Consider the following 21365-nt stretch of genomic DNA (forward strand, 5'->3'; position numbering starts at 1 on the left):
TTCAAAAGAGGTAATATTGCAAAAAATCAGCTTATATTTCAATGGAGAGCAAAAGATGGCACAAAAAGGTTCTAAAGAGTGGATTGAACAATACAACAAAGAAGTAGATGCCTACAACGAACGCCACAAATCCAAATGGAGCAGAAAGCGCAGACAAGAATATTTGCGTGCGCGTTTTGGCACACCCCCTGGGAACACTGTCTATTGGTGGGACGATGCTTGGTGGTGTGATGGGGAGTATTTGTGTGGGGATTAAGTGCCATTTACCCCCTATTCACTCTCTTTGTTTAGAATTGCGAGCAATTATCACCTCTAGTTACAGAGTGCTCGTTGGTTGTGTGTCCCTAGTTTTTCTCTAGGTCCACAGACCCGCCCGAAGGCCGCTAGAAAGACCATCGCCGCCCTTTATGGGGTGTGGCTGATTTGGTGCGGTGTGTCACTTTGAGAACGCGCGTTAAACCTTCAAAAACACGGCTAGCTAAGATGTGGTGACCGCTACTACCTTTTCTCACTTTCCCACTTGCTAACGAAACCCATAGATAGAAATGTAGAAAGAAAACTTGAATGAAAGACTTGCTCTAAGGATTTGTTTTGTTTTCTCAAGCTTTGCAATTGCTTACAATCGCTTTTGACCCATAAGTCGTGTTGTACTCCCCAACCCCTAGACTTTCGCTCTGCGAGCCTTTAAAAGCCCTATACCATATCTTGGTTTACTTCTACTCTTTCATCTCAACTTGATTAAGATATTCTGCCTTTTTTGGCATATCTTAATAACCTTGAAAGAAAAACACATGGACAAACTTTTTAATGAGTGGAACGAGCAGAAGAAAAAAATACAAAACAAAGTTGCTAAAAAGACCCATGTTAAAAACATTTACTGGGTTTGTGTTGGCTACAATGTCGGGCATGAAGTCTATGGCAAATCTGCAAGCTTTACGCGCCCTGTGTTGGTGTTAAAAATGTTGTCTTCTCGATTGTTTTTGGGCATCCCCCTTAGTAGCCAAATCCAAAAAGGCAACATGCCTTACCACCATTGTTTTAAAGATAGCAACAACACAGAACAAATCGCTCTACTCCACCAAATTAGGGTTTTTGATGTTAAACGCAGACGAACCAAGATCGCTCAAGTGAGCGATGAAGTGCTAAAGGCGATTAAAGACAAGCTTAAAAGTGAAGTGATTGATTGATATTCCCCACTTGCAAAAACTGCCGTAGGGTAGCTAGTCCTAAAAGGAGAAGCCCTTTGCTCAAGTGAGCTGGGATGATTATAATACGATTGATTTTAAATGACACTGAGATTTGGTGTGCAGACACAAGTTGAAAATACTTTACAATACCCCAACCACTCCAACTCCCACAACCATAGCTCTCTAAAAACTCCCAACCCCTAACCTTGCACTCTACAACCCTTTAAAATGCTTTAAACACTATCTCTGCTCCATCACCCTCACACTACTCCAAAATAATTTACAACACCATTAAATCCAATTTCTAATAATATTCAATATATTAAATACAATTACAAATATTGTTTATTTATATTTATTAAAATATATAATATTGTTTATTTGTATTAGATACAATATAAAATATTATCTATTTATATTCAACACTATTCCAAACATTACTTATCCATATTTAACCAAATCTCAAACATTACTCATTTGATTAATCAAAATCTTAAACATTTTTTAATGGATTAAATATTATTCTAATTGAATATCATGCTAATTCAAGACTTCGCACTTTACACTAATCTAGTCAGTGGTGTCAGCGATGTCAGTGGTATGTCTACGCCCATTCTATGCCCATCAACCGCTAACACCAAAAACAAACCAAAAACCAAAAACAAAGGTTCTCATGATTTTCTCCATTATCAACAAAAAAGGTGGGGTGGGTAAGACCGCCTTTAGTTTCTCCATTGCTAAAGATTTAGATTTGTTCTTGCAAAGCAACGACTCTTCCATCATTGAGAGCATTTACCCTGATAAAGCTAAAATCAGCACCCGCCTTTCTTTAATCAACAATTGTGTCTATGACTTTGGAGGCTTTATCCAAAGTGGGGTTTTAGAGATTGCTAAAGCCAGTCAAGCCATCCTCATCCCCTGCACTCCCCTTTACAACTCCCTACTAAAGACCATTGAAACCATCCAAGAGTTACAAGTTTTAAAAGTGCCCTTAATGGTGCTCGTCACCGATTATCAAAGCCTAGAAGAGCAAGAACAAACAAGTTCTACCTTACAATCTAACTTCACAGATTTAAACTTTTTCTTTTTAAACACTCTAAGATTATAGAAAACTCTATGCGTAAGGGATTGAGCTTTAAAGAGTTGTCTTTGCAAACCCCACTCTCAGAATCCAATACAAGACTTTCATATGACAGAATACCAACGCCTTTTAGACACTTTAACAAAAGGAGTAAACAATGAATGAAAACAAAAACACCCCAAATCTATCCAAGATGCTTTGAAAAACACCCACAACCCCCAAGCAAACACTTTCAGTGCTAAAGACAAAGCCAAACCAGGTAGAAAACCTTTGCCCGCTCATTTAAAACAAAACCACATCGTTACCTTTTACTTATCCCAAGAGGAATACAACACCCTAAAAGCTCTAGCTGACAAGGAGGCTGATAGTGTGGGCTTCTTTGTCAAACGCTATGTGTTAAAGAATTTGGTGAGGGGTAGTAATAAGCTAGGGTATTGCTTGTGTGTAGATGAGCTTTGACAACTTTTCTTCTTAAAACTTCTGTCTTTTTGGCATATTTGGCATATCTTAGATTTTGAGAGAGCGGCGACCCATAAAAAATGGACACGGTGCCTTCTACGGAGCACCAAAGAGTACCAACCTTGTCATACCGTGTTTTCATTAACAAAGTAAAATTTAGATGTAGCAAAAGCACAACCTAACTTCTTTGGAACAACCCCAAAAAAGATAGCGAAGTCTTGTAACCCGTACCCCAACAACTCCTAGTTTCTCAACCGTAAAAACATTTTATTGCATGCTACAACAGCTATCTAACAGCATTTTTATCTTGTTTACTCCGTTGGCGATCTTTTTCAATTTCTTTATCGAGCCAATAAATGGGGTAGACCATACAAAACAATCCAAATAGGGCAAGAAGAAAAGACATAAACGACATCATTGCACACCCCTTTCAATCTTGTTAAGGTCAGCAATTGTGTTCTTAATGCAAAAGAACACAATCCTTAGCAAAGTACCAAATCCTATGAGAGATGCACTCCATTGAAACAAATCCATTTTGCTTGTAATGGATCACAATGAACCCAAAAATACTGAAGATGGCAGTCAATGTCGTGATTAACACTGTTTTAAAAATGTCAATCTCCGCTTTCGCTCTCTCCCTTATGCCCGTTATTTCTGAGTTTTCAACTGACTTTTTCTCGACCTTTCTTTGAAGGATTACACACTTCCATAATTCTAGCAACAGTATATCCAAGTGAAGGACAATCACTGAACAAGTTTTCTAGTGTCTTTTTTAACAAAAGGTAGTTGTTTCTATAAGCCCTCACAACCGCTTCCAACCCCAAAACCATTGTTGGGGGAACTCCCAACACATAACCTTGCGCTCTATGACCCCTTAAAAGCGCTTAAAATACTAAGTTTGATTTATTACTTTACTTCATCTTGCTTTTCAAAGACATGATTGCTCTATTTGGTCGTTTTTTTACTCTCTCCTCAAAGACATGATTACCCTACAGTCTGCAGATGTTTCAAGACCAAAAATCTAATTCTCACTTTAAAGCCTTCTCTTGGGGGTTTGGGGCTTGCCCCCAAGAGCAATATAGATGCCAAGCGTCAGCTTGGCTTACCTTTTATGTCTCTTACGTTTGTTTTTTTGCAAACTTAGCTTAACCGAAATTTCCTCGTGCGTGCGTAAGAACTTTGTTAACCACTTTGTAAATCATTTGTACGGCGGTCTTGTGGGCTTTGCGAACTGCGTTGCACACGGGGGTTCTAGTGCTTAAATTAACCTTAATAGGATACATTTTCGGCGTTATTGATAATAAATTCGGCACACATTAGGGCTCTTTGCAGGGTTGATGTTCACCGGCTCTACTTGGTTAGCTAAGGGGGCAAGCCAAACCATAGCAATGATGCACGACTTTAACAACGCTGGGGGCAGCGCACACATGAACACCACCTACTTCCAAATCCCCATCAACATTGGCTTTAGAACCAATGTCAGCAAACACCACGGGTTTGAGGTAGGTTTGCGTATCCCCCTTGCCACCAACTATTACTTCAAAGGTTACGATGCTCTTGGCAACAGTATGGAGATGACCTACAAACGCAATGTGGCGGTTTACATCAACTATGTTTACAATTTCTAGCCTTAGCGTTTAAAGTTTGAGCAGTGGTGCCAAGATGGCACCGCTGAGCAGGCGACACTAGGAGTGCTTGCCAAAACACTGCATTAAGAACGCTTTTGCGTTCCTCCCCTTTTTTTGGGTTTTTTAGGGGGAGGCGAATAAAAAGGGGAATGAACACCCCGTAAACCTACTGTGTCTTGGGTGTAACTAAACTCTCAAACAACTTAAATCACTTCTACTGAGTGCGCTTCATTGCAGTTTAAATGAGGTTAACTAAAGCATTGCTATAATGCATCGCCTTTTACAAATACATACAAGGAGCTTTTATGGATTCACGAAATAGGTGTGATCGGGAAGATAGGCGAGAAAGAGAAGAAGATAGGCAAGATATGAGAGAAAGAGAAGACAGAAGAGAAATGCGTGAAGATTCACGAGAAAGGTCTCGCTCTTAGTTTCTAAGGTTTGCATTTTCCCTTCCTTTGCTTGAGGGAGGGTCTAGGTTGTTTTTCGTTTTTTACTTTTCACTGATGATTTCTTATGGGTAGTCTTTATGTGCTACAAGATCAAGATATAGCAAGAATGCAAGAACTTGACAGGGCTTTCTAGTTAGGATTTCAAAGTCAGCACACATTGTTTTACTTTTGTGTTCATACAAGCCTCTACAACTGCTTTTAGTCACAAAACCATAGTTATAGGCAGTGATTTGTCCAAGCCCACCCCTACTCTCAACCCATGTATCCTTTTTAAAACACTCATCAGGATTCTTCTAAGCTTTTCACACAGAATCGACACTACATTTTACTAAAACCTAGGACACTATTCTTCACTTTCAGCTAGTTTTTATGGCAGTTAGTGTTGAATGACAGCCATTTCTAGGTGGATCCTTTTCCACCACTACAAATTTAATGTGTCTTATCTGCATATCTAACAAGTTCAGGGTGAAAGCTCTCTAATAAATCGTTCAAGAACACTGGGATTCTATCTGGTTGCAAGGCAATGTAAAGCTCTTGATTGTTCTTACCAATCTTAGTGTTGAGTCTTGGATAACCCTTGGGTGTGTATTTATAAAGATTTTCAAAGTGAAAAGCACGGTTTCTCAGTGTATGCAAGAGCCTTAGAATGATAGTTGCTTTTTGGTAGTTTCTCAAGTCCTTAGTGTTGTTGAAACGATTTTTGTTCTTATGGCAATATCTCTTAAAGTCTATGCAATGTAAAAAGTCAAGGCTAAAAATTTGGTTGTGGATTTTAAAGTGCTCCACTACTTTAATCCAGAAGCCTAGACTTTGTTTGGAAACTAGAGTGTTTGTGTGGGCAACATCACCCACAATATGGATTTCTGCTGGCAAGTGCTGCCACCAATTCTTGTCTCGTTGTGAGAGTAGAAAATCTATCTTGTTGCGGATAATCACCTCTAGGATGCCTATTTTGTGGCTAATAGCAGCGATGAGTGCAAAATTGTTTTCATGATCGTGGAGTGTGGCATAGCCCTCTAACCGTTGGAGGGAAAACAGGTTTTCTAGTTCTGATAACTCCATACTTGTTCCAAAAGTCTAAATTTTATTTTTTGGTAAGTCCATAAAAACCTAACAATACCAACTTTTGTTATTTTTGGCTATTCTTTGGACTGTATGGAGCTAGGCTGCTAATTCGGTCTATCTATGCTTCTACAAGCCTCCACAATCGCTTTCACCCCCAGACCATATTTGGATACTCATCGCCCCTAACCTTGCGCTCTACAACCCTTTAAAAGCGATTTAAACGCTATGTTTGTTTCACGGCTCTCTCCAATTTATTTGATTACAATATTGAAAATTTAAAAAAGAGAGACAGATGGACAGACTTTTTTAATGAGTGGAATGAGCAGAAGAAAAGGATATAAAAACAAAGGACGCTGTTCTCCACTTTCGGCTCACTTTTGTGGTGGTTAGTGTCGAATGACAGCTATTTCTAGGTGGATCCTTTTCCACCACCGCTCGGTGAACCGGTATTGAGACCCCAAAAGGAGGAGGGTGTGGGTCTAGACATTGCCACTTAAACGCCCAAATCGCCACTATTGTCGCCAAGCGACAGACTCTTAAGGAAGAGATTAGATAAAATCATCGGTGATCTAGAAAACGGAGCATCAAGAGAGAATTTAGAGTGTCCTCTTGCAAGCAAGTACCCGCTATTCATAGCGGTGAGACCTCTAAATTGGGGGGATTGTACAATAAAATCTCTTATAGGAAGTTGAATGTTTGACTTGCAAAATGCATTTTTTCAAAAAATATCTGCATTATTTTTAGATATGCCACATCTAATGACAGAGGAGTTTGAAACAAAAATTAAACAAAGCATTGGCGTTTTACACCACAGCTATTTATGGGGGGCTTGTAGGGAGGCCCAAATCTTATTAAAGAAGAAAAGAGATGCACTTGGAAAAAGCCTATTTGATTTGATCATGCAACTCTAATAACAAAAGAAGAAATGCCCACCAAGCCAGTTTTTTGTTGTTGCAATGCTTTGAGAACGCCTTAAGGAGCACCATGGCTGTTGCGGTTGCCAATGCGCTCAACACAAACCAAGATGATTGGTTCATGCATGACTCCAAGAACAAGATGCAACACCACCTTGTGCAGAAAATAGATACCATCATTGCCCTACGCAATAAGAAACGCCAAATGCCCTTAGATAAACATAAAATGAACTCTTTTGATATCTTTGATTTGTTCTCTTTGGGGGACTTAGAATTAATTTTAGACAGGCATTATTACCCGTATTTTGAATCTTTTTTTGCAAAGCCAAAAACATACAAAAATCAAGAAATCCCTATCTTTGGTACAAAGACACATGCCATCAACACCATCACGCGCATTAGAAATGCAAGGAATGAAATTTTTCACAACAAGCCCACAAAGATCAAATTCCAAAGAGACTTAGAAATTTTACTAGTAAGGCTGGGTTACAACCTCCAAAAAGCCTGCACCCTAGAGGATTTGCGCCCATTTGTGCGCTTAAAATTCAATTATACAAGCACAGTCCATACCTAAGTCCATGTTAAATTGTTAAAAGCACACACGCATTGCCAATATCCGCAATAACTTTTTACACAAGCTTAGCACTGCTCTCATTAGGCACGCTAAGACCCTTTGTTTAGAGAGCTTGAAAGTTAAAAACATGCTTAAAAACTCCAAACTAGCTAAGGCTTTGAACGATGTCAGCATTTCTGCCTTTAACACCCTTTTGGAGTATAAAGTCAAACACTATGGGCGTGCCATTTTACGAGCCGATGCCTTTTATCCTAGCTTCAAAACTTGTTCCAGCTGTGGCAGTGTGAAAAAAGACTTAACCCTAAACGATAGGGTCTATAAGTGTGGTGTTTGTGGTGTGGTGGTTGATAGAGATTTTAACGCAAGTGTCAATCTTGTCAAGCATTTAGTAGGCGGAGTTCCCGCCCAATTAACGCCTGCGGACATGACGGCAATGCTTGGCTGTTTTGCAAAGAATGGCTTAGTAACCAGCATGGTTGAAACAGTAACCAGCATGGTTGAAACAGGAATACAACAGAAACCGCTTAAATTTTTTTCTATTGATAGAATTTTATAGGATTTTATGCGGTTTTATAGGTTTGTAAGAACGGTGGAGTAAAAAACCTAGCAACGCACTCAAACGCCCCGTAGGCCGTCCCAAGAAAGAACGACCAGAGCCACACAACCCAATCTCTATGACAAACCCCTAGCGCCTATGCAACCCGAGCTCCACAAAAAACCCACAGAACCCACAAAATCGTCCAAATCGCCCAAGAAACCCAAAGCCACGAAATCCAAGACCAAGAAAAGGGGTAAACAAGACAATGAACCAACAGCCCCAAAGACTGCCCCAGAGAATACATAGCGTTTTTAGAGCCGTAAATGGGTCATAGAGCACAACCTTGACAAAAAGAGTATCGAACTTACCTAGCCCCAATAAATTGATTGTGGAGCGTTTTAGAGTGTTCTATGGCTATCTTGCCAACTTGTCTAGCTCGCCCCCTTCTCTTTATACCTTTTCTTTAGGCCATATCACGCCTACAATCAACACAACACCCTAACCCATACCAAACCACTCTTTAACCCAAGAAAGCGTCCTACGGCCTTTTAAACGCTGATTCTCACTTTAAAACCCAAGCCTTCTTTACTGCAATGGCATCATAAAGCCAAGAAAACAAACTCATTTCTCACTTCAAAGCCCTCTCTTGGGGGTTTGGGGCTTGCCCCCAAGAGCAATATAGATGCCAAGCGTCAGCTTGGCTTACCTTAAACTCTACTCAACCAACTTTTCAACAAACTCAAAAAATTTTTTTGCACAAAAGAGATATGTAACACGGGCAAGCGCACCCGCACGCGGTTTTTAAAAAAGTAGTTTTTTAAATCCTTTTTTAAGGTACATAATGTATGGCGAAGGGGGTTTCATGGAGGAATTCCGCTGATAGCATGGAGAAATTCCGCAAAAATGTTGGTTTAGCATGGAGAAATTCCGTTATGCTTGAAGTATTTTATAAAATTCGTTACAATTACTCGAATTTTTGGAATTTTTGGTAAAAAGCTTAACCAAAAAAGTAGTAAGAAATGGATAAAAACTACCATCTTTGCCAGCAGCTCAAAGCCTTAAGATATGATTTGGACGCATTGATTATTTTAGAGTTACAACACGCCAATAGCCCCACCAAGCTCGCAACTTTATTTGTCAAAAAAGCAGAAGTGGTCAGGGAAATGGCTCAAGTTGTTTTAAAGAACGAGTGGGATAGCGACAATACGACCAATACCGATACATTACAAGATACGCTTAAAAAACTCAAACACTTCACGGGACTCATCACCAACTTAGAAAATATGTTGCCTAAAACCACTCGCCCCGATATAAAACAAGACTTAGAGGATAGCGTTAAAGACTGCATTGAAAACATGCAAACTGCCCTAACCACATGGATGGATTGTGTGAAAAGGGAGGACACCCATACTTTTAATCCCCGAACTACCGAAACAACAATCGCAACATCGTTCACTACACAAGTTACCCAAATTGCCCCAACTGAAGTCGATAGTTCCCCAAATACTCATCAAACACCACCGCCACTACCAACGCACCTTCTCCAAGAAGCGGCCGAAGAAACTCCACAACGAGAGTCACAATTAAGCCCAGTGACCCAAAAAGCCGCTCAACCGTTACAAACCGTAGAAAACCTAATAGGGGATGATGTAGAATACGCTCCAGTTTTAGCCAAAAATACAAAAATAGCCAACCCCAAGCAAGTTGTAGTACACAATAACATCTACAAAGTCAATCTAGGCATGCTAGGTGAGCTTGAAAATAATTTGCTTTTTAGCCTATTCAATCGCCTAAAGGACAAAAAAGATACTGTGCTACGCTTTAACCCCAAAGAATTAAAAACTCTAATGGGCGACCCTAAGATGAATAACAAAGAGTTATATAAGGCAGTCAAACAGCTTTTTAATAACATTGCTGGAGCAAATTTTGATGCCATCAAATATTTACCCGATCAATCAATGTTAGTTGACAGGGTCATGTTTTTTAGGCGTTTTACTATGAAACTTGATAAAAATAAAAATGTTGAATACCTAGACATACAAGTCAACGATCCCTACTTCACATATCTGCTAAATGACTTAGAAGCAAACTTCACTACAATGCAACTCCAAACATTTGTAGACCTAAGCGGTAAATACACCAAGAATTTATTTAGACTTTTGGAACGGTTTAAGAACGCTACAGATAAGAGAGACATTTTTAAAGTGCATGTGTATGAAAATAATCTTGAAGGCTTTTGTGCCTTCATGGGCATCCCAAAGACCTTTAAAGTGGGTGATATTGATAACTATGTACTGAAACCCACACTTAAACAACTCACCCAAAAAACCAAAAAACTAAGCCACTTTGAGCCCCCCTACAAATCCATCAAAGTCATTAAGAACAAAGCAAGAGAGAGAGGGGTGCAAGGGTATTAGGTTACACCTTTGAAGTTGTCATAAACCCTGCCATGCAAGAGTTAGAAAATGCCCTAGAAAATGCCAAATCCCCTAGACTCAAATACTTCAGCAAAAAAGATATTAAAATCCTTAATGACTGTCTACACAAATGTGTAGATATAGTGCTAAAGGATAAAGAGGGCAATCCCTTTAACATCCCCCTTGCTACCATAGAACAGATTATCCCGACTAAAGACAGCAAAGCTCTCATCGTGCAGTTCTTCTCTTCCCCAATCATCAATGGACAACTAGAAGTGATGCAACTTTACCAAGACTACACCAAATACTGCCAAGTTTGTGGGCACGACTACTTCACTCTAGCCTTTGCGCACATGCAAGACTTGCTTGCCTTGATTGAAAAAACACAAGAACGCTTTAACACAGCTAACACACCCCAACAACCCCCCACCATCAACGCCACACAAAAAGCCCAAATCCAAAGTGCCCATGGCATGCTCGCTCCATTTTTTGAAAGCAACACTCCACAGCATAGCTTTACACAAGTTAAATTAGTGGATACCATTTTGTCAAAGACAAATACAGAAGTGATTGCTCTGTTTGAGATTATCAATGGCGCAGATAAAGATTTTTATGCTGCAGAAGAACATAAAAAACACATTGAAAAATTTAACATAGATGGACAAGAATACTTTACCCATGTGTTTTCAAACCCCCAAGACTTCTTAGAAAACTTTGGTAAAAACGCTAAACCCCCACACACCATAGGTGCAATCGCACCTAAAGGTAAAAAAGGCACAATCCACACTTTCAACACCGCAGAGTTAATCACTTACATCAAAAGCCCTAACACTAAAAGAGTGGGTGCCTTGTTTAAACTCATTGAGCCTAGCCCAAAAGATTTAGAAAACGCTAAGCTTTACCAAGAAAAATCTACATAGACTACTTTAAAAAATCTGTACTAAAATGTGATACCCCTGATTATTTTGTATATGTGTTTGAAAATATGCAAGAGCTGCATAAGTGGATAGAACAATACAGCTAAAAGTCCCTTTCTAAAATCTTCCACAACCGCAATCTAAACCAAAACCCATATACTTGCACTATCCTAACAATCCTAGGGTATTTTAAACTCAAATATAATTTAAGGTTTTATCCACAAAACTTAACTCAACTCACTCTACTGATGATACACTCATAAATCAATATACTTATCCTTTAAGCCCCACGGCGTTTGAGTGGCAAATTAACCAAACAAGCTTGCGCCGTGTTTTGCGTAGCAAATGGTTAATTTGCAAATTAACCATTACCTACGGGTATCGCTCGCAAGCTCACTATGGTTAATTTGCCCCTAACGGGGGATTTTTGGTAAAATATTGTATTTTATAATAAAAGGATTAAATAATGCTAGATAATTCAGGCAACGCAAGTAATGATAATGCAAGCAATGTCAGTCATCAAAGCAGTGACACTACCCCTAATACACAAAACAAAAAATATAAAACCACAACCAAAACTCTTGAACGAAAAGAGCACCCGAGAATTAGGCAAATTGATTGGCAAGCTAGAAGAACAAATTATAAAGATTGAAAATGAAAAGAACACTTTAGAAAACAGCTTAAAAAAACTTAATGATAAGCTCAATGACCTAAAACAAAGACAGGCTGAAGCGAGTGAAATGCTTTCTAAAAAACGCAAGCAAGAACAACAAAAGAAATAGATTAAGGGGAGGGGAGTATGGGCAACATCTCATCAATTAACTTTAAACCTACCAAAAATGCCGTGCAACTTAACCACAACGATAGAAGCATTGCCCCTAACTATCTCTTGCCTCAAGAAGTGATTTTAAAAGTGGGCGGAGGTGTTGAAGTGGATAGATCGGCGCAAGAAGCTTTGGCATTAAGAACCCAAATTATTAAAAAAGCTATGGACAATTACTTCCAATACAGAGGACAAAAGTTTCGGGCTAAAAGCTATCTTTGGAGTGCCGTTGTCAATCTCAAAGAAACTTCAACGATGCAGGATTTAAAAAATTTAGCTAAGCACTTCAAAGACAAATATGGCTTTCAATGCTACCAAATCGCGATCCATAGAGATGAAGGGCATATTGATGAAAATGGTAATGTCATCATTAATCACCACGCTCATTTAGAGTTTGTTACTTTAGATGAGAACACGGGCAAGAGCTTGTTTAGAGGAAATTTGCAAAGACCTAGAGCTTTGGGACAAATGCAAACAGAAGTCGCTCAAATCTTAGGTATGGAGCGCGGACAATTTAAGAACGACACCATAGATGAAAACGGCAACTTAGTCAAAGGCACAGGTAGAAAACGCATTGAACCTAGGGCTTATGCACAATTAATGGAGCAAGAAAAAGGCAAACACCAAAAAGTGGTGCAAGGCATAAAAGAGGGGGTGTATAAGGTAGCAAAGAAAGTTGATGAAGTCACCGCTAACATAAACAATAGACTGACTGAAAGCTTTGAGATCATAGGGCTTGATGCGTTAGACACCCTCAATGCTCAAATTAAAATAGAAACACAGAACGAAAAAGACATCGTGAAAGTCTATAATACTAAATATGACACATGGATAAATTGCATCAATGACAACCTTCATCGTTACAAAGCCGACAGCCTAGAACACAACATTTTAAAAACCAAACACGCACAAACCGAGCAAGACAATCAAAAACTAGAGCGTGCTAATAAGACTTTAGAGCAAGAGAAACTAGAGCTCAAACAAGACTACCAAGACCTAGAAACCGCCATTGTTGATCTTGCAAGCATTATAGAACAAGGGGAGCAAGAGAGAAACCCTTCACCCCACTTAGACAAGAAACTCACAGCTAAAGAACTCACAGCCCTTTGTAGTAATGTCCGCAAGTACATGATTGCTGTCAATGCTAAGTTTGGAGAGCTAAAGCTCTATCCGCAAAAGATTTACATGGCAGTCAATGCGTTGAAACAGCAAAGACTCACAATCACTGAGCTAAAGACCAAACTTATCGAGATAGACAAACAAGCCAAAGCGGATTATGAGGCGTTGCAAGAGCAATACAAAGACTATCTAAGTCCAAAACAAGTGCAGGATAAGATAAATTCTATTGTCAGGCAATACGAAAAGCACTTAAGCCCCGAACAGGTTGTCAACAAAGTGGAGGTACAACGCCTAAAGGATTTTAAAAGTCTTTGCTCTTTGGCGGGCATAGATAGCAAAGACATTTCCCAAGAGGCTGATGAGGCTAAAAAGAGTCTTGAAACAAGCATCACACAATTTAAAACCGATTTAACCGCATTTTGTGAGCGGGCAGGTGGAGGCAAGTGGCAAACGCCAAAATACGCTAAAGAAGGGCTTGAAAAAGGCATTGACAAGCTCAAAGAACAAGCGGACAAGGCAGAAACAGCACAAACCGCCAAAACAAGCCTAGAAACCGCCATTAACGCCACTTACAGCGCATTGATTGATCCCAAAGAGCAAAAGAGCGATCTTGCAGCCCAAGCCAAGCTCAAGGCGATAGCGGATCAAAGGCAAGAGCAAGAAAACACGATTAGCGGGCTTAACGACACGATTAGGATCAAAGACAAAGCCCTTGAGGACATGGAGGCATTGAAAACCACAAATGCCAAGCAAGCCGAGCAACTCAAAAAGGTTGAAACCCTAAAAACCGCCTTGCAAGAACTCAAAGACAAATGCGACACTCTAGCCGATGATCTTACTAACAAAAGCGATGTCATTACTCAAGCCATTGAGAGCGTGCAAGCTTTGCAAACGACAAATGCCAAGCAAGCAGAGCAGATTAAGACCCTTGAGAAAGCAGAACCAAAAACGATTATCAAACAAGATGACACCGCTCTAAATAATCTCAAGCGAGAGAAAGGCAAGTTGCAAGACCGCTTGTTAGGACTAAAAGAGAAATACGGACTAAAGGCAAAGCGGATCAAAGGACTTAGGGCGGATTTGTCTAAAGTCACTAATGAAGTAGGTTTTTTAACACTTGCAAGCAACGAGCAAAAGAGCCAAATCAAAACCCTTGAGGCAAAGCAAGATCAAACCTACAATGCCCTAAAGCGATCAAGGGACAGATATAAAGCGATGAGGGCGACTAACAAAGGGCTTGTAACAGAGCTTGCAGAGGCGCAAAAGCCTAAAGAGCCAAATAAAGCCCCACAAACGCAAGATGTGCCAAAGCAAGAGGATATAGCCCCTAATCCTTTGCAAGCGGAATATGACGCTTTAAAAGGGCAATACGGGGCATTGGAACAAGAGAAAGCGGGCATTGCCCTAAAACTAGACAATCTTGAAAAGAATTTGCCATTACTCAAAGACATAGATAAGGACTTAGCTTACCTTTTGCAAGAGGTTACCAAAATAGCAGAGATAAATCCTAAAGAGGCTAGCGAGGCTTTTGACGACATTCTAAGGTATGTCGATGAGCGCAAGCGATCCGCAGAAGAAGAAATCTCTATGCAAGCCTCACAACAAAAAGACAGCGGAGGCTATCATATTTAGCCCTTGCTTTTTAAGCCACGCTATAACGCAATGAATACTAGCAAAATATAGACCATTAAGCGCAAATTATTCTAATGTTTAATCGGGCGATAGAGTGATAATTAAAGCCACCTAAACACTATAACTTCGTGAACTAGCACCATCATATTTCTAGCCTTTTGACACCTAGATACAAACATTTGAGAGTAGCTAAAACAAAAGTTTACAAACAAAACGGCAATCACTATGAACAAGAAAAATATACAAGCGAACCTAAAGTTTCAAACGCAAAAACACAAAATCTAAATCTTCTGCGGCATATGAGTAACAGATTAACCGAGCGAACTTGTGAGTTGTGCTTTCATAGCTAGATGATCAATTACCCACCCAAAAAGTGAGAGCACTTCTCGGCTCTGTTGTAGGTAGTTTGCCCTACGGGGCTTCTGTTGTTAATTGTCATTTTCATCATCTTCATCATCTATTTCCCACTCTTCTTTGTCATACCATTCAGGCAACTCTTGAGTGCATCGCACCCATAAAACATGCTCTCCATATCTTCTACATTGGATACATCCCATCTATCTAGGGGACAATTGAAGTTTTCGCAATTAGCAAACATGTAGCTCATATCTGTAACTCTAGATACATCCCAATTCTCTAAAGGTTGATTGAAGTTTGTGCACTTTGCAAACATCCCACTCATACCATTTACTTGAGATACATCCCACTTTTCTAAAGGTTGGTTGAAGTTTGTACAACCAAAAAACATGTAACTCATATCTGTTACCTTAGACACATCCCAATTATTTAAGGGTTGATTGAAATTAGTGCAACCAAAAAACATGCCATCTAACTCATCACTAATACAGCCCATATATGTCACGTTAGATACATCCCACTTGTCCAATGGCTGATTAAAAGATGAACAGCCATGGAACATACGCACCATATTTGTCACTTTAGATACGTCCCAATTATTTAAGGGCTGATTAAAAGATGAACAGCCATGAAACATCCCCTCCATATTCTCCACATTGGATACATTCCACCTTTCTAGTGGTTGATTGAAATTGGCACAGTCAAGAAACATACCCCACATATTCTCCACATTGGATACATTCCAATTATTGAGAGATTGATCGAAAAGTGGACAAAGAGAAAACATGTACTCCATATTTTTTACTCTCGATACATCCCACTTGTCCAAGGGCTGATTAAAAGATGAACAGCCACGGAACATACATCGCATGTTCGTAACCTTTGACACATCCCAACTCTCTAATCCTTCAAAATTTTGGCGTTGGCTACCTTCAAACACCTTACCCATATACTCCACTGCACTTACATCAATCTCTCCCAAATGGATATTCTCATCCTTGACAAGCTCTTTAAGCTCTTCGTTTGTCTTAGGGAAATAGCGTTTTGATATCTTTTCTTGGATTTTTTCCACTATTCTTTCAAATTCTTTGAAGATATCTATACCTCGCTCGAGTTTTATAAAAAGCTCATCTTGATTTTCTTCGCGACTAAACTTAATAATTGATTTTTCACTGTCTACAGAAATGGCAAAACCATTAACAGTAAATTGTACCTCTGCATCATTTTTGTAATCAGAAATCAATTTACCTATTTCCTTGTGTTTGCAATAGCAATATAGGGCATAACCTAAAAGATCTCGTGAATTTTCCGAGCGTATCTTACTTTGAAGAAGTTTAGCTCTACAAACTTCATGATTTCCACGAACATCGAACCAAATTCTTCCACAATCTTTATTATCAGTATTATTAATAAATGCAAATAGTTTGTCTTCTTTGAGAAAAAGTTGCTCCCACCAAGTCCTTTCTATAAGTTTACATGGAAATTCCAAAAGACCATCTTCCCGACCATTAATATAACTACTAACAATCTCCTCAATCTTTTTTAACAATACTTCTTCACTGTTGATTTCTTGAGGACTCAGTAATAACAAAAGACTATCTAGAAGCTTACGAAGACAACTAGTACGCTGAGATTCATCAGAATTTTTTTCAAATATTCTGAATACAGGTTCCCTACCTCTAAACCTATACATTTCAAAGCGATTACCAAAAAACTGATTTTTATTAGTAGTGCTATTCTTATCAGCACTAACCGTAATACTGTAATCTCCAAAACATAAAAGAGCTTTTTGGAATAAGACTAGGTCACGAGTGGGCTTATTGAGGAAAAATACATTTAGAATATTCATAGTCAAGGTAGCATATTTTTCAAACTTCTCTAAGTTTTCTTTACCATTTTTTTTATCCTTACTAAAATCTAATAAAAATCCCACATACCCACATAAATACTTATGGTTACTCGTTTTATTTAAAATGTTTTCCCAGTTTGGATCTGTACCTCTACTTTCAAAAATGAGCTGAGCTTTTCTTTTTTCTAGTTTACGAACCTTTCCATATTGGCTTTGACTAGCCTCTTTCTTTGCGTTCACGACCATTCCCTTGTTCGCGAGTTTCTTCATGAAACTTCGTTGTTAGCTCATATTCTGGAGAAGATAAAAATCCATAGAAATTGTTATATCCACTGGTAATACCTTGAGAAATTTCAGAAAACAGTCTAAAAAATCCTTTAGTATATTCCACACGATCCAAGCTGTGGTTTTCTATAAAATGTCTACATACTCTCAAGTAATCTTCTACAATCTTATCTTCCACAATCACTCTATAATCCGCCAAATTGTTACCTACCGTAGCCCTTTTAGTCAAAAACAACAAGGCAAAGAAATAACAGATTTTTTTGAGCTCAATTCCTTCAGTTTCTTTTTTACCTTTTTTTTTGCCATTTTCTCTGCCCTTGTCAAAAAACTCAACGCCTTTAATCGCCAAAGAGCCCCCTTTTTGCCCTTCTTTTTGCCATCTCGGCAAAAACTTGATAACCCTATCTAGCAGCCTTAAATTCTCTTCTTTCTGTAAGAAACTATATGACTCATCAATAACGCGATCTGTTAAAAGGATTTCTTTGGCACTCTTATGCTGTTCTTCTTTATGCTGTTCTTCTTCTTGTTGTAAAAACGCAAAAAAAGCATTAGCATAGTGTAAAAAATGGAACATCCTATCATCAAATGTGTCTGGTTGTTCAGAATCAAAAAAATAATCGCTCCACTCATTATCTATGACAGTAAGCAAGTTTTGATAGAGATCAGTTTTGGAGGTTTTATTGGGATTTACACTCATATTGGATAGAAACGCACCATCGGTATCGGTGCGCTGCTCTATGGATCCTACGGGCTTTTTGATGGACCCTAAGGTCGTAGCTGGGAGACTACTTACTATCTTGGTAGGTTCTTGAGCGATTTCTACCGCTTTTTGTTCTATAAACGCCTTGAGTTTCTCGTATTTACTTAGCGTTTTGCCTCTGGCATTCAGTTTAATATAAAGATCTTCCCCCGATTCAAACCCCATATCAACAACATTAAAGATGTTAAACGAGATGCATTTCAACCTCTCTATGTAACTATTTAGAACATTATTATTTTTACCATTTAATCTATTGTGAATAAGGTCAAGCATATGAATCATAGCTTTGGTAGTAGGATCATCATTGAGATCCGTACCGAATGTTGCCCCTTGTGAAAAAATAGTTGCACTAGGTTCTTTTTCGATTTCAAAATTCTCTTCTTTCTTGAATAAATTCTCACAAAACTCTTTAGAACTCTTTCGCATGTTATAAGTGAATTTGCTGAGTCTATCCTTGATCTCATCTAGTTGTCCAGCATGTTTATATAAAAGGAAATGCAAGAGCCACAAAGTAGTAATGCGCTGTTGCCCATCTACGAGTTTGAAAGCTTGTTTGTCCTGATAACCATAGATCAAATCTAAATGTAGATTTCTTTCTTTGTTTTCTAAAACAGCAAATATGGCATCCAAAAAAGCTTTTGCTACCTCTTTACTTTTTTTGGACTGTCTTCCTTGTGCATAATCTCTTTGAAATCTAGGGATCTCTATTTTTTTGCACATTTCAACACACGACCACTCGCCCCCTAAGAAACTTAGTTCCAAAAAGTCTAAGAAAGTATAGAATTTCACTTTTTATCCCTCTCGATGTAATGCTTCAAATACGATTTAATCGCTTCAAGATAATCTTTTTGATCCTGCTTCATAAAAATAGATTTATTTTTATTTTCATTATTCTTAGAAAATTTTTTCTCAAATACTTCTAGTGTGCAAATGAGAAAAAATCTTCTAGGCTCTTTTTCTAAGATTTCTCTAATTTTTGTTTGTTTTCTCCTAAACATGAGATTTCCTATTTGTTTGTTGGAATTCTCATCCAATAGAGCAAGGTTCTGCAAGCGGTGCAGTTCCCCATCATCTTGAAAATTCTCGTCTATCTTTGTCAGCAATCCTTCTCCTTCTAAGTCTCTAAAGAAGTCCTTATCCTCTCTTTTTTTATCCATAAATTTCTTGATGGTTTCACTAAGTTTACCATCACCGAGATGCTCTTTTACATCATCCAACCACTCCTTAGTTTGTTGGATAAATTCTTGATTTATATTTGGAAATAAATTGATCCTAAATTGTTTAAGAAATTCCTCTGTTTTCAATCTTTTTCTTCTTTGTCTTTGAGCAAGCTGTTTAAATTACACACAACCCCTTCATCCATTTTGTCGATTTGGGATGATTTGGTCCAGTTTTTTAGTTTTCTTTCAATTTCATGGGCAATATTCTCTGCTTTTGATAACCCTTGCGATCCATTTTTTATTACTTTGCTTTCTTCTTTCTTTAATTTCTTTATTTTTTCTAAATCCTCTATGTTCCTTACTTCCTCTCTCAATTCCATTAAATCTCCTCTTTCCTTTTTCGACCACACACTTTCTGAGTTTTGCGCATAAAGATGCTCTAAATTCCACTTCTCTAATACGAAACGGTTAAATTCAAAAAGTGAAGACTTGGTTTTAGTAATGATATATTCCAAGTTAAAGAGCAAAAGCAGAGTCTTTAAAGCTCCTCTATCTTCATTCTTATCATATGTTAATTTATCTATCTGCAAGACTTGTGACTGAATTTTTTCTTAACTAGATCAAGAAGACGGTTTACAAACTCTCCGTTATAGTCTGTAAGTTCTTCGTTATATCTAATATTCAACCATTCCACATATAGAGCATTTATCCTGCTCCCATAGAATATCAAAAAACCAAGGTAATGAAAAATCTTTCTACTTATTTCTTCTTCTTTTTCATCTTCACATCCGTTTTTTCCTGAGGCGAAAGCAGAAAGGTACATGACCGCCTCGTTAAGTTTATCCCACTCCTCATCTATACTATTATCACTATATTTTTGATAAAAATAATCAAACAAGCAATTTTCCTCATTTCCATAAGGCACTGCTTTATAAATCTCTTTACCTTTCTTCTTTTTACCAAACACAATTGCCTTGAGATAAACTCCAATTCTTTGGATATCTTCGGATAAATGTCCATCCTCAATACTTCTTTTACCTACACGCTCTAACACACAATAAATAAAATCTTCATTTTGTCTAGCTTTCTTCTCGGTCTCATACCATGTTTTTGCTCTTTTTTCGTTTTGCTTTTCTTTCTTCTCCGCTCCTTCTGTCCGATCATTGGTCTGTGTTTGTGCCAAGAACAGTGCCTTAATTTTTTCAACTTCTGATAGTGGGATTTTTCCACTATTGAGACGCACGAACACCTCTTTTTCGTTGCCTTTGCTTTCATACCAAAGCAGTTTGCATCTACGGTATAGAGTGTTTAAAAACTCTTGTTTGTTTTCTAGATCATCAAAAAACTTCTTCTTCGCTTTTTCATCATCTTTATAATCTCTAATTGCCTCATAAGCCTCTTTGAAATGGTAAAAATCAATATTGAGCTTTCCTCCTTTCTCGCATTTTTCCTTGATCTTTTGCAAAAAATCAAAACTATCCTTTCTAGTTTCATAATCGAGGGTGAATAAATCCCTGCCCATCCCCTTGTATTGGCTATCGTCCATTGTAAGGTATTTGACAATTAAAAATATCGTGGTGAGCCGTTGTTGTCCATCGATGACATGGTAATCTCCCTCCACTTTTTTCACCACAATAGGTTGTAGGCTATAAGAATCCTCCTTTGCTTTACTTTTTTTGATGAAACGCACAATGTCTTTGAGTAAAGCCCGCACTTCTTTTTTAGTCCAACGATACCCTCTTTGGTAGGCAGGAATAAAAAACTTAAGACCACTTAACTCACCTACAGAATATAAAATACCGCTCTGCACACTGATACCCAACTTTAAAAAATATATACGCTAGTACTATGTTAACACACTTGTCTAAACTAGACTAAATCAAGTTAGTTGGTTAGAAAAATAAGGCGAGTGGTTGCTGTGTATCTAAACGAATGGTCTTGAGTATGCTTTAAGACGACGAAAACTTAAGGGTCTCTCTAAGAAATGGCAGTTCAACCACAAGTTTATGTAATTAAAACTTTATTGCGGTCGCCACATATCATTGGCAATGACTATATCAGAATATCCAAATACCTAGGGGATTAAGAGAGTGACAACTTAATGCTAATAATCCGAGGGAAAAATAAAGCGAAATATGAAATTAGCGT

17 protein-coding genes and 1 pseudogene are annotated in these 21365 nt (G+C 38.3%); 12 read left to right on the forward strand and 6 right to left on the reverse strand.

Annotated elements, in window-relative coordinates; all coding sequences use genetic code 11:
- Positions 1–16: 16 nt before the first annotated feature.
- The 5 genes and pseudogenes from QUE23_RS04580 (at position 17) to QUE23_RS04600 (ending at position 4355) form a co-directional block, all read left to right on the forward strand.
- A complete protein-coding gene (locus QUE23_RS04580; RefSeq protein WP_286349391.1) occupies positions 17–256 on the forward strand; it encodes a hypothetical protein in 240 nt (79 codons plus the stop codon).
- A gap of 535 nt (positions 257–791) precedes the next feature.
- Entirely contained in the window at positions 792–1187 is a 396-nt protein-coding gene (locus QUE23_RS04585; protein WP_286347948.1) for a type II toxin-antitoxin system PemK/MazF family toxin, read from the forward strand.
- Between the two features lie 673 nt (positions 1188–1860).
- Positions 1861–2433, forward strand: a pseudogene (locus tag QUE23_RS04590) (P-loop NTPase family protein).
- A 33-nt stretch (positions 2434–2466) separates the two neighbouring features.
- Entirely contained in the window at positions 2467–2727 is a 261-nt protein-coding gene (locus QUE23_RS04595; protein WP_286347950.1) for a ribbon-helix-helix domain-containing protein, read from the forward strand.
- Between the two features lie 1337 nt (positions 2728–4064).
- Entirely contained in the window at positions 4065–4355 is a 291-nt protein-coding gene (locus tag QUE23_RS04600; protein WP_286347951.1) for an outer membrane beta-barrel protein, read from the forward strand.
- Between the two features lie 881 nt (positions 4356–5236).
- Here QUE23_RS04600 and QUE23_RS04605 read toward each other — a convergent pair.
- Entirely contained in the window at positions 5237–5869 is a 633-nt protein-coding gene (locus QUE23_RS04605) for a hypothetical protein (protein ID WP_286347952.1), read from the reverse strand.
- Between the two features lie 695 nt (positions 5870–6564).
- Between QUE23_RS04605 and QUE23_RS04610 the strand changes: the two genes are divergently transcribed.
- From QUE23_RS04610 to QUE23_RS04640, 7 genes are all read left to right on the forward strand, one after another.
- Positions 6565–6783 (forward strand): hypothetical protein, encoded by a 219-nt coding sequence (locus QUE23_RS04610; protein WP_286347953.1) that lies wholly within the window; start codon positions 6565–6567, stop codon positions 6781–6783.
- Positions 6784–6856: 73 nt separating this feature from the next.
- Positions 6857–7360 (forward strand): hypothetical protein, encoded by a 504-nt coding sequence (locus QUE23_RS04615; RefSeq protein ID WP_286347954.1) that lies wholly within the window; start codon positions 6857–6859, stop codon positions 7358–7360.
- A 79-nt stretch (positions 7361–7439) separates the two neighbouring features.
- A complete protein-coding gene (locus QUE23_RS04620) occupies positions 7440–7916 on the forward strand; it encodes an RNA-guided endonuclease InsQ/TnpB family protein (RefSeq protein ID WP_286349415.1) in 477 nt (158 codons plus the stop codon).
- A 1001-nt stretch (positions 7917–8917) separates the two neighbouring features.
- Positions 8918–10315, forward strand: coding sequence for a replication initiation protein (locus QUE23_RS04625; protein WP_286347955.1), 1398 nt, complete (start codon positions 8918–8920; stop codon positions 10313–10315).
- A gap of 32 nt (positions 10316–10347) precedes the next feature.
- The gene (locus tag QUE23_RS04630; protein WP_286347956.1) at positions 10348–11235 is read left to right on the forward strand and encodes a hypothetical protein; all 888 of its coding nucleotides are present in this window, start codon (positions 10348–10350) and stop codon (positions 11233–11235) included.
- A gap of 497 nt (positions 11236–11732) precedes the next feature.
- A complete protein-coding gene (locus tag QUE23_RS04635) occupies positions 11733–12014 on the forward strand; it encodes a hypothetical protein (RefSeq protein ID WP_286347957.1) in 282 nt (93 codons plus the stop codon).
- Between the two features lie 17 nt (positions 12015–12031).
- Entirely contained in the window at positions 12032–14806 is a 2775-nt protein-coding gene (locus QUE23_RS04640; RefSeq protein ID WP_286347958.1) for a CCDC158 family protein, read from the forward strand.
- Between the two features lie 457 nt (positions 14807–15263).
- Here QUE23_RS04640 and QUE23_RS04645 read toward each other — a convergent pair whose 3' ends face one another.
- From QUE23_RS04645 to QUE23_RS04665, 5 genes are read right to left on the reverse strand one after another with little or no spacing between them, the layout of a single operon-like run.
- The gene (locus QUE23_RS04645) at positions 15264–17252 is read right to left on the reverse strand and encodes a BspA family leucine-rich repeat surface protein (protein WP_286347959.1); all 1989 of its coding nucleotides are present in this window, start codon (positions 17250–17252) and stop codon (positions 15264–15266) included.
- Complete coding sequence (locus QUE23_RS04650) at positions 17230–18846, reverse strand: DUF262 domain-containing protein (RefSeq protein ID WP_286347960.1); 1617 nt, start codon at positions 18844–18846, stop codon at positions 17230–17232. Before QUE23_RS04650 ends, QUE23_RS04645 begins: the two co-directional genes overlap by 23 nt.
- Positions 18843–19361, reverse strand: a complete 519-nt coding sequence (locus QUE23_RS04655) for a hypothetical protein (protein WP_286347961.1) — start codon at positions 19359–19361, stop codon at positions 18843–18845. The genes QUE23_RS04650 and QUE23_RS04655 overlap by 4 nt, the downstream gene beginning before the upstream one ends.
- Positions 19358–19807, reverse strand: coding sequence for a hypothetical protein (locus QUE23_RS04660; RefSeq protein ID WP_286347962.1), 450 nt, complete (start codon positions 19805–19807; stop codon positions 19358–19360). The genes QUE23_RS04655 and QUE23_RS04660 overlap by 4 nt, the downstream gene beginning before the upstream one ends.
- A complete protein-coding gene (locus QUE23_RS04665; RefSeq protein ID WP_286347963.1) occupies positions 19798–21027 on the reverse strand; it encodes a DUF262 domain-containing protein in 1230 nt (409 codons plus the stop codon). Before QUE23_RS04665 ends, QUE23_RS04660 begins: the two co-directional genes overlap by 10 nt.
- Positions 21028–21365 lie beyond the last annotated feature (338 nt).

The organism is Helicobacter felistomachi, assembly GCF_030296895.1.
Classification (GTDB): Bacteria; Campylobacterota; Campylobacteria; order Campylobacterales; family Helicobacteraceae; genus Helicobacter; species Helicobacter felistomachi.

Coding starts and splice junctions, on each gene's coding strand:
- QUE23_RS04610 (WP_286347953.1), top strand. CDS start 6,565: ATGTTTGACTTGCAAAATGCATTTTTTCAAAAAATATCTGCATTATTT.
- QUE23_RS04630 (WP_286347956.1), top strand. CDS start 10,348: ATGCAAGAGTTAGAAAATGCCCTAGAAAATGCCAAATCCCCTAGACTC.
- QUE23_RS04600 (WP_286347951.1), top strand. CDS start 4,065: ATGTTCACCGGCTCTACTTGGTTAGCTAAGGGGGCAAGCCAAACCATA.
- QUE23_RS04605 (WP_286347952.1), bottom strand. CDS start 5,869: ATGGAGTTATCAGAACTAGAAAACCTGTTTTCCCTCCAACGGTTAGAG.
- QUE23_RS04615 (WP_286347954.1), top strand. CDS start 6,857: ATGGCTGTTGCGGTTGCCAATGCGCTCAACACAAACCAAGATGATTGG.
- QUE23_RS04625 (WP_286347955.1), top strand. CDS start 8,918: ATGGATAAAAACTACCATCTTTGCCAGCAGCTCAAAGCCTTAAGATAT.
- QUE23_RS04635 (WP_286347957.1), top strand. CDS start 11,733: ATGCAAGCAATGTCAGTCATCAAAGCAGTGACACTACCCCTAATACAC.
- QUE23_RS04585 (WP_286347948.1), top strand. CDS start 792: ATGGACAAACTTTTTAATGAGTGGAACGAGCAGAAGAAAAAAATACAA.
- QUE23_RS04640 (WP_286347958.1), top strand. CDS start 12,032: ATGGGCAACATCTCATCAATTAACTTTAAACCTACCAAAAATGCCGTG.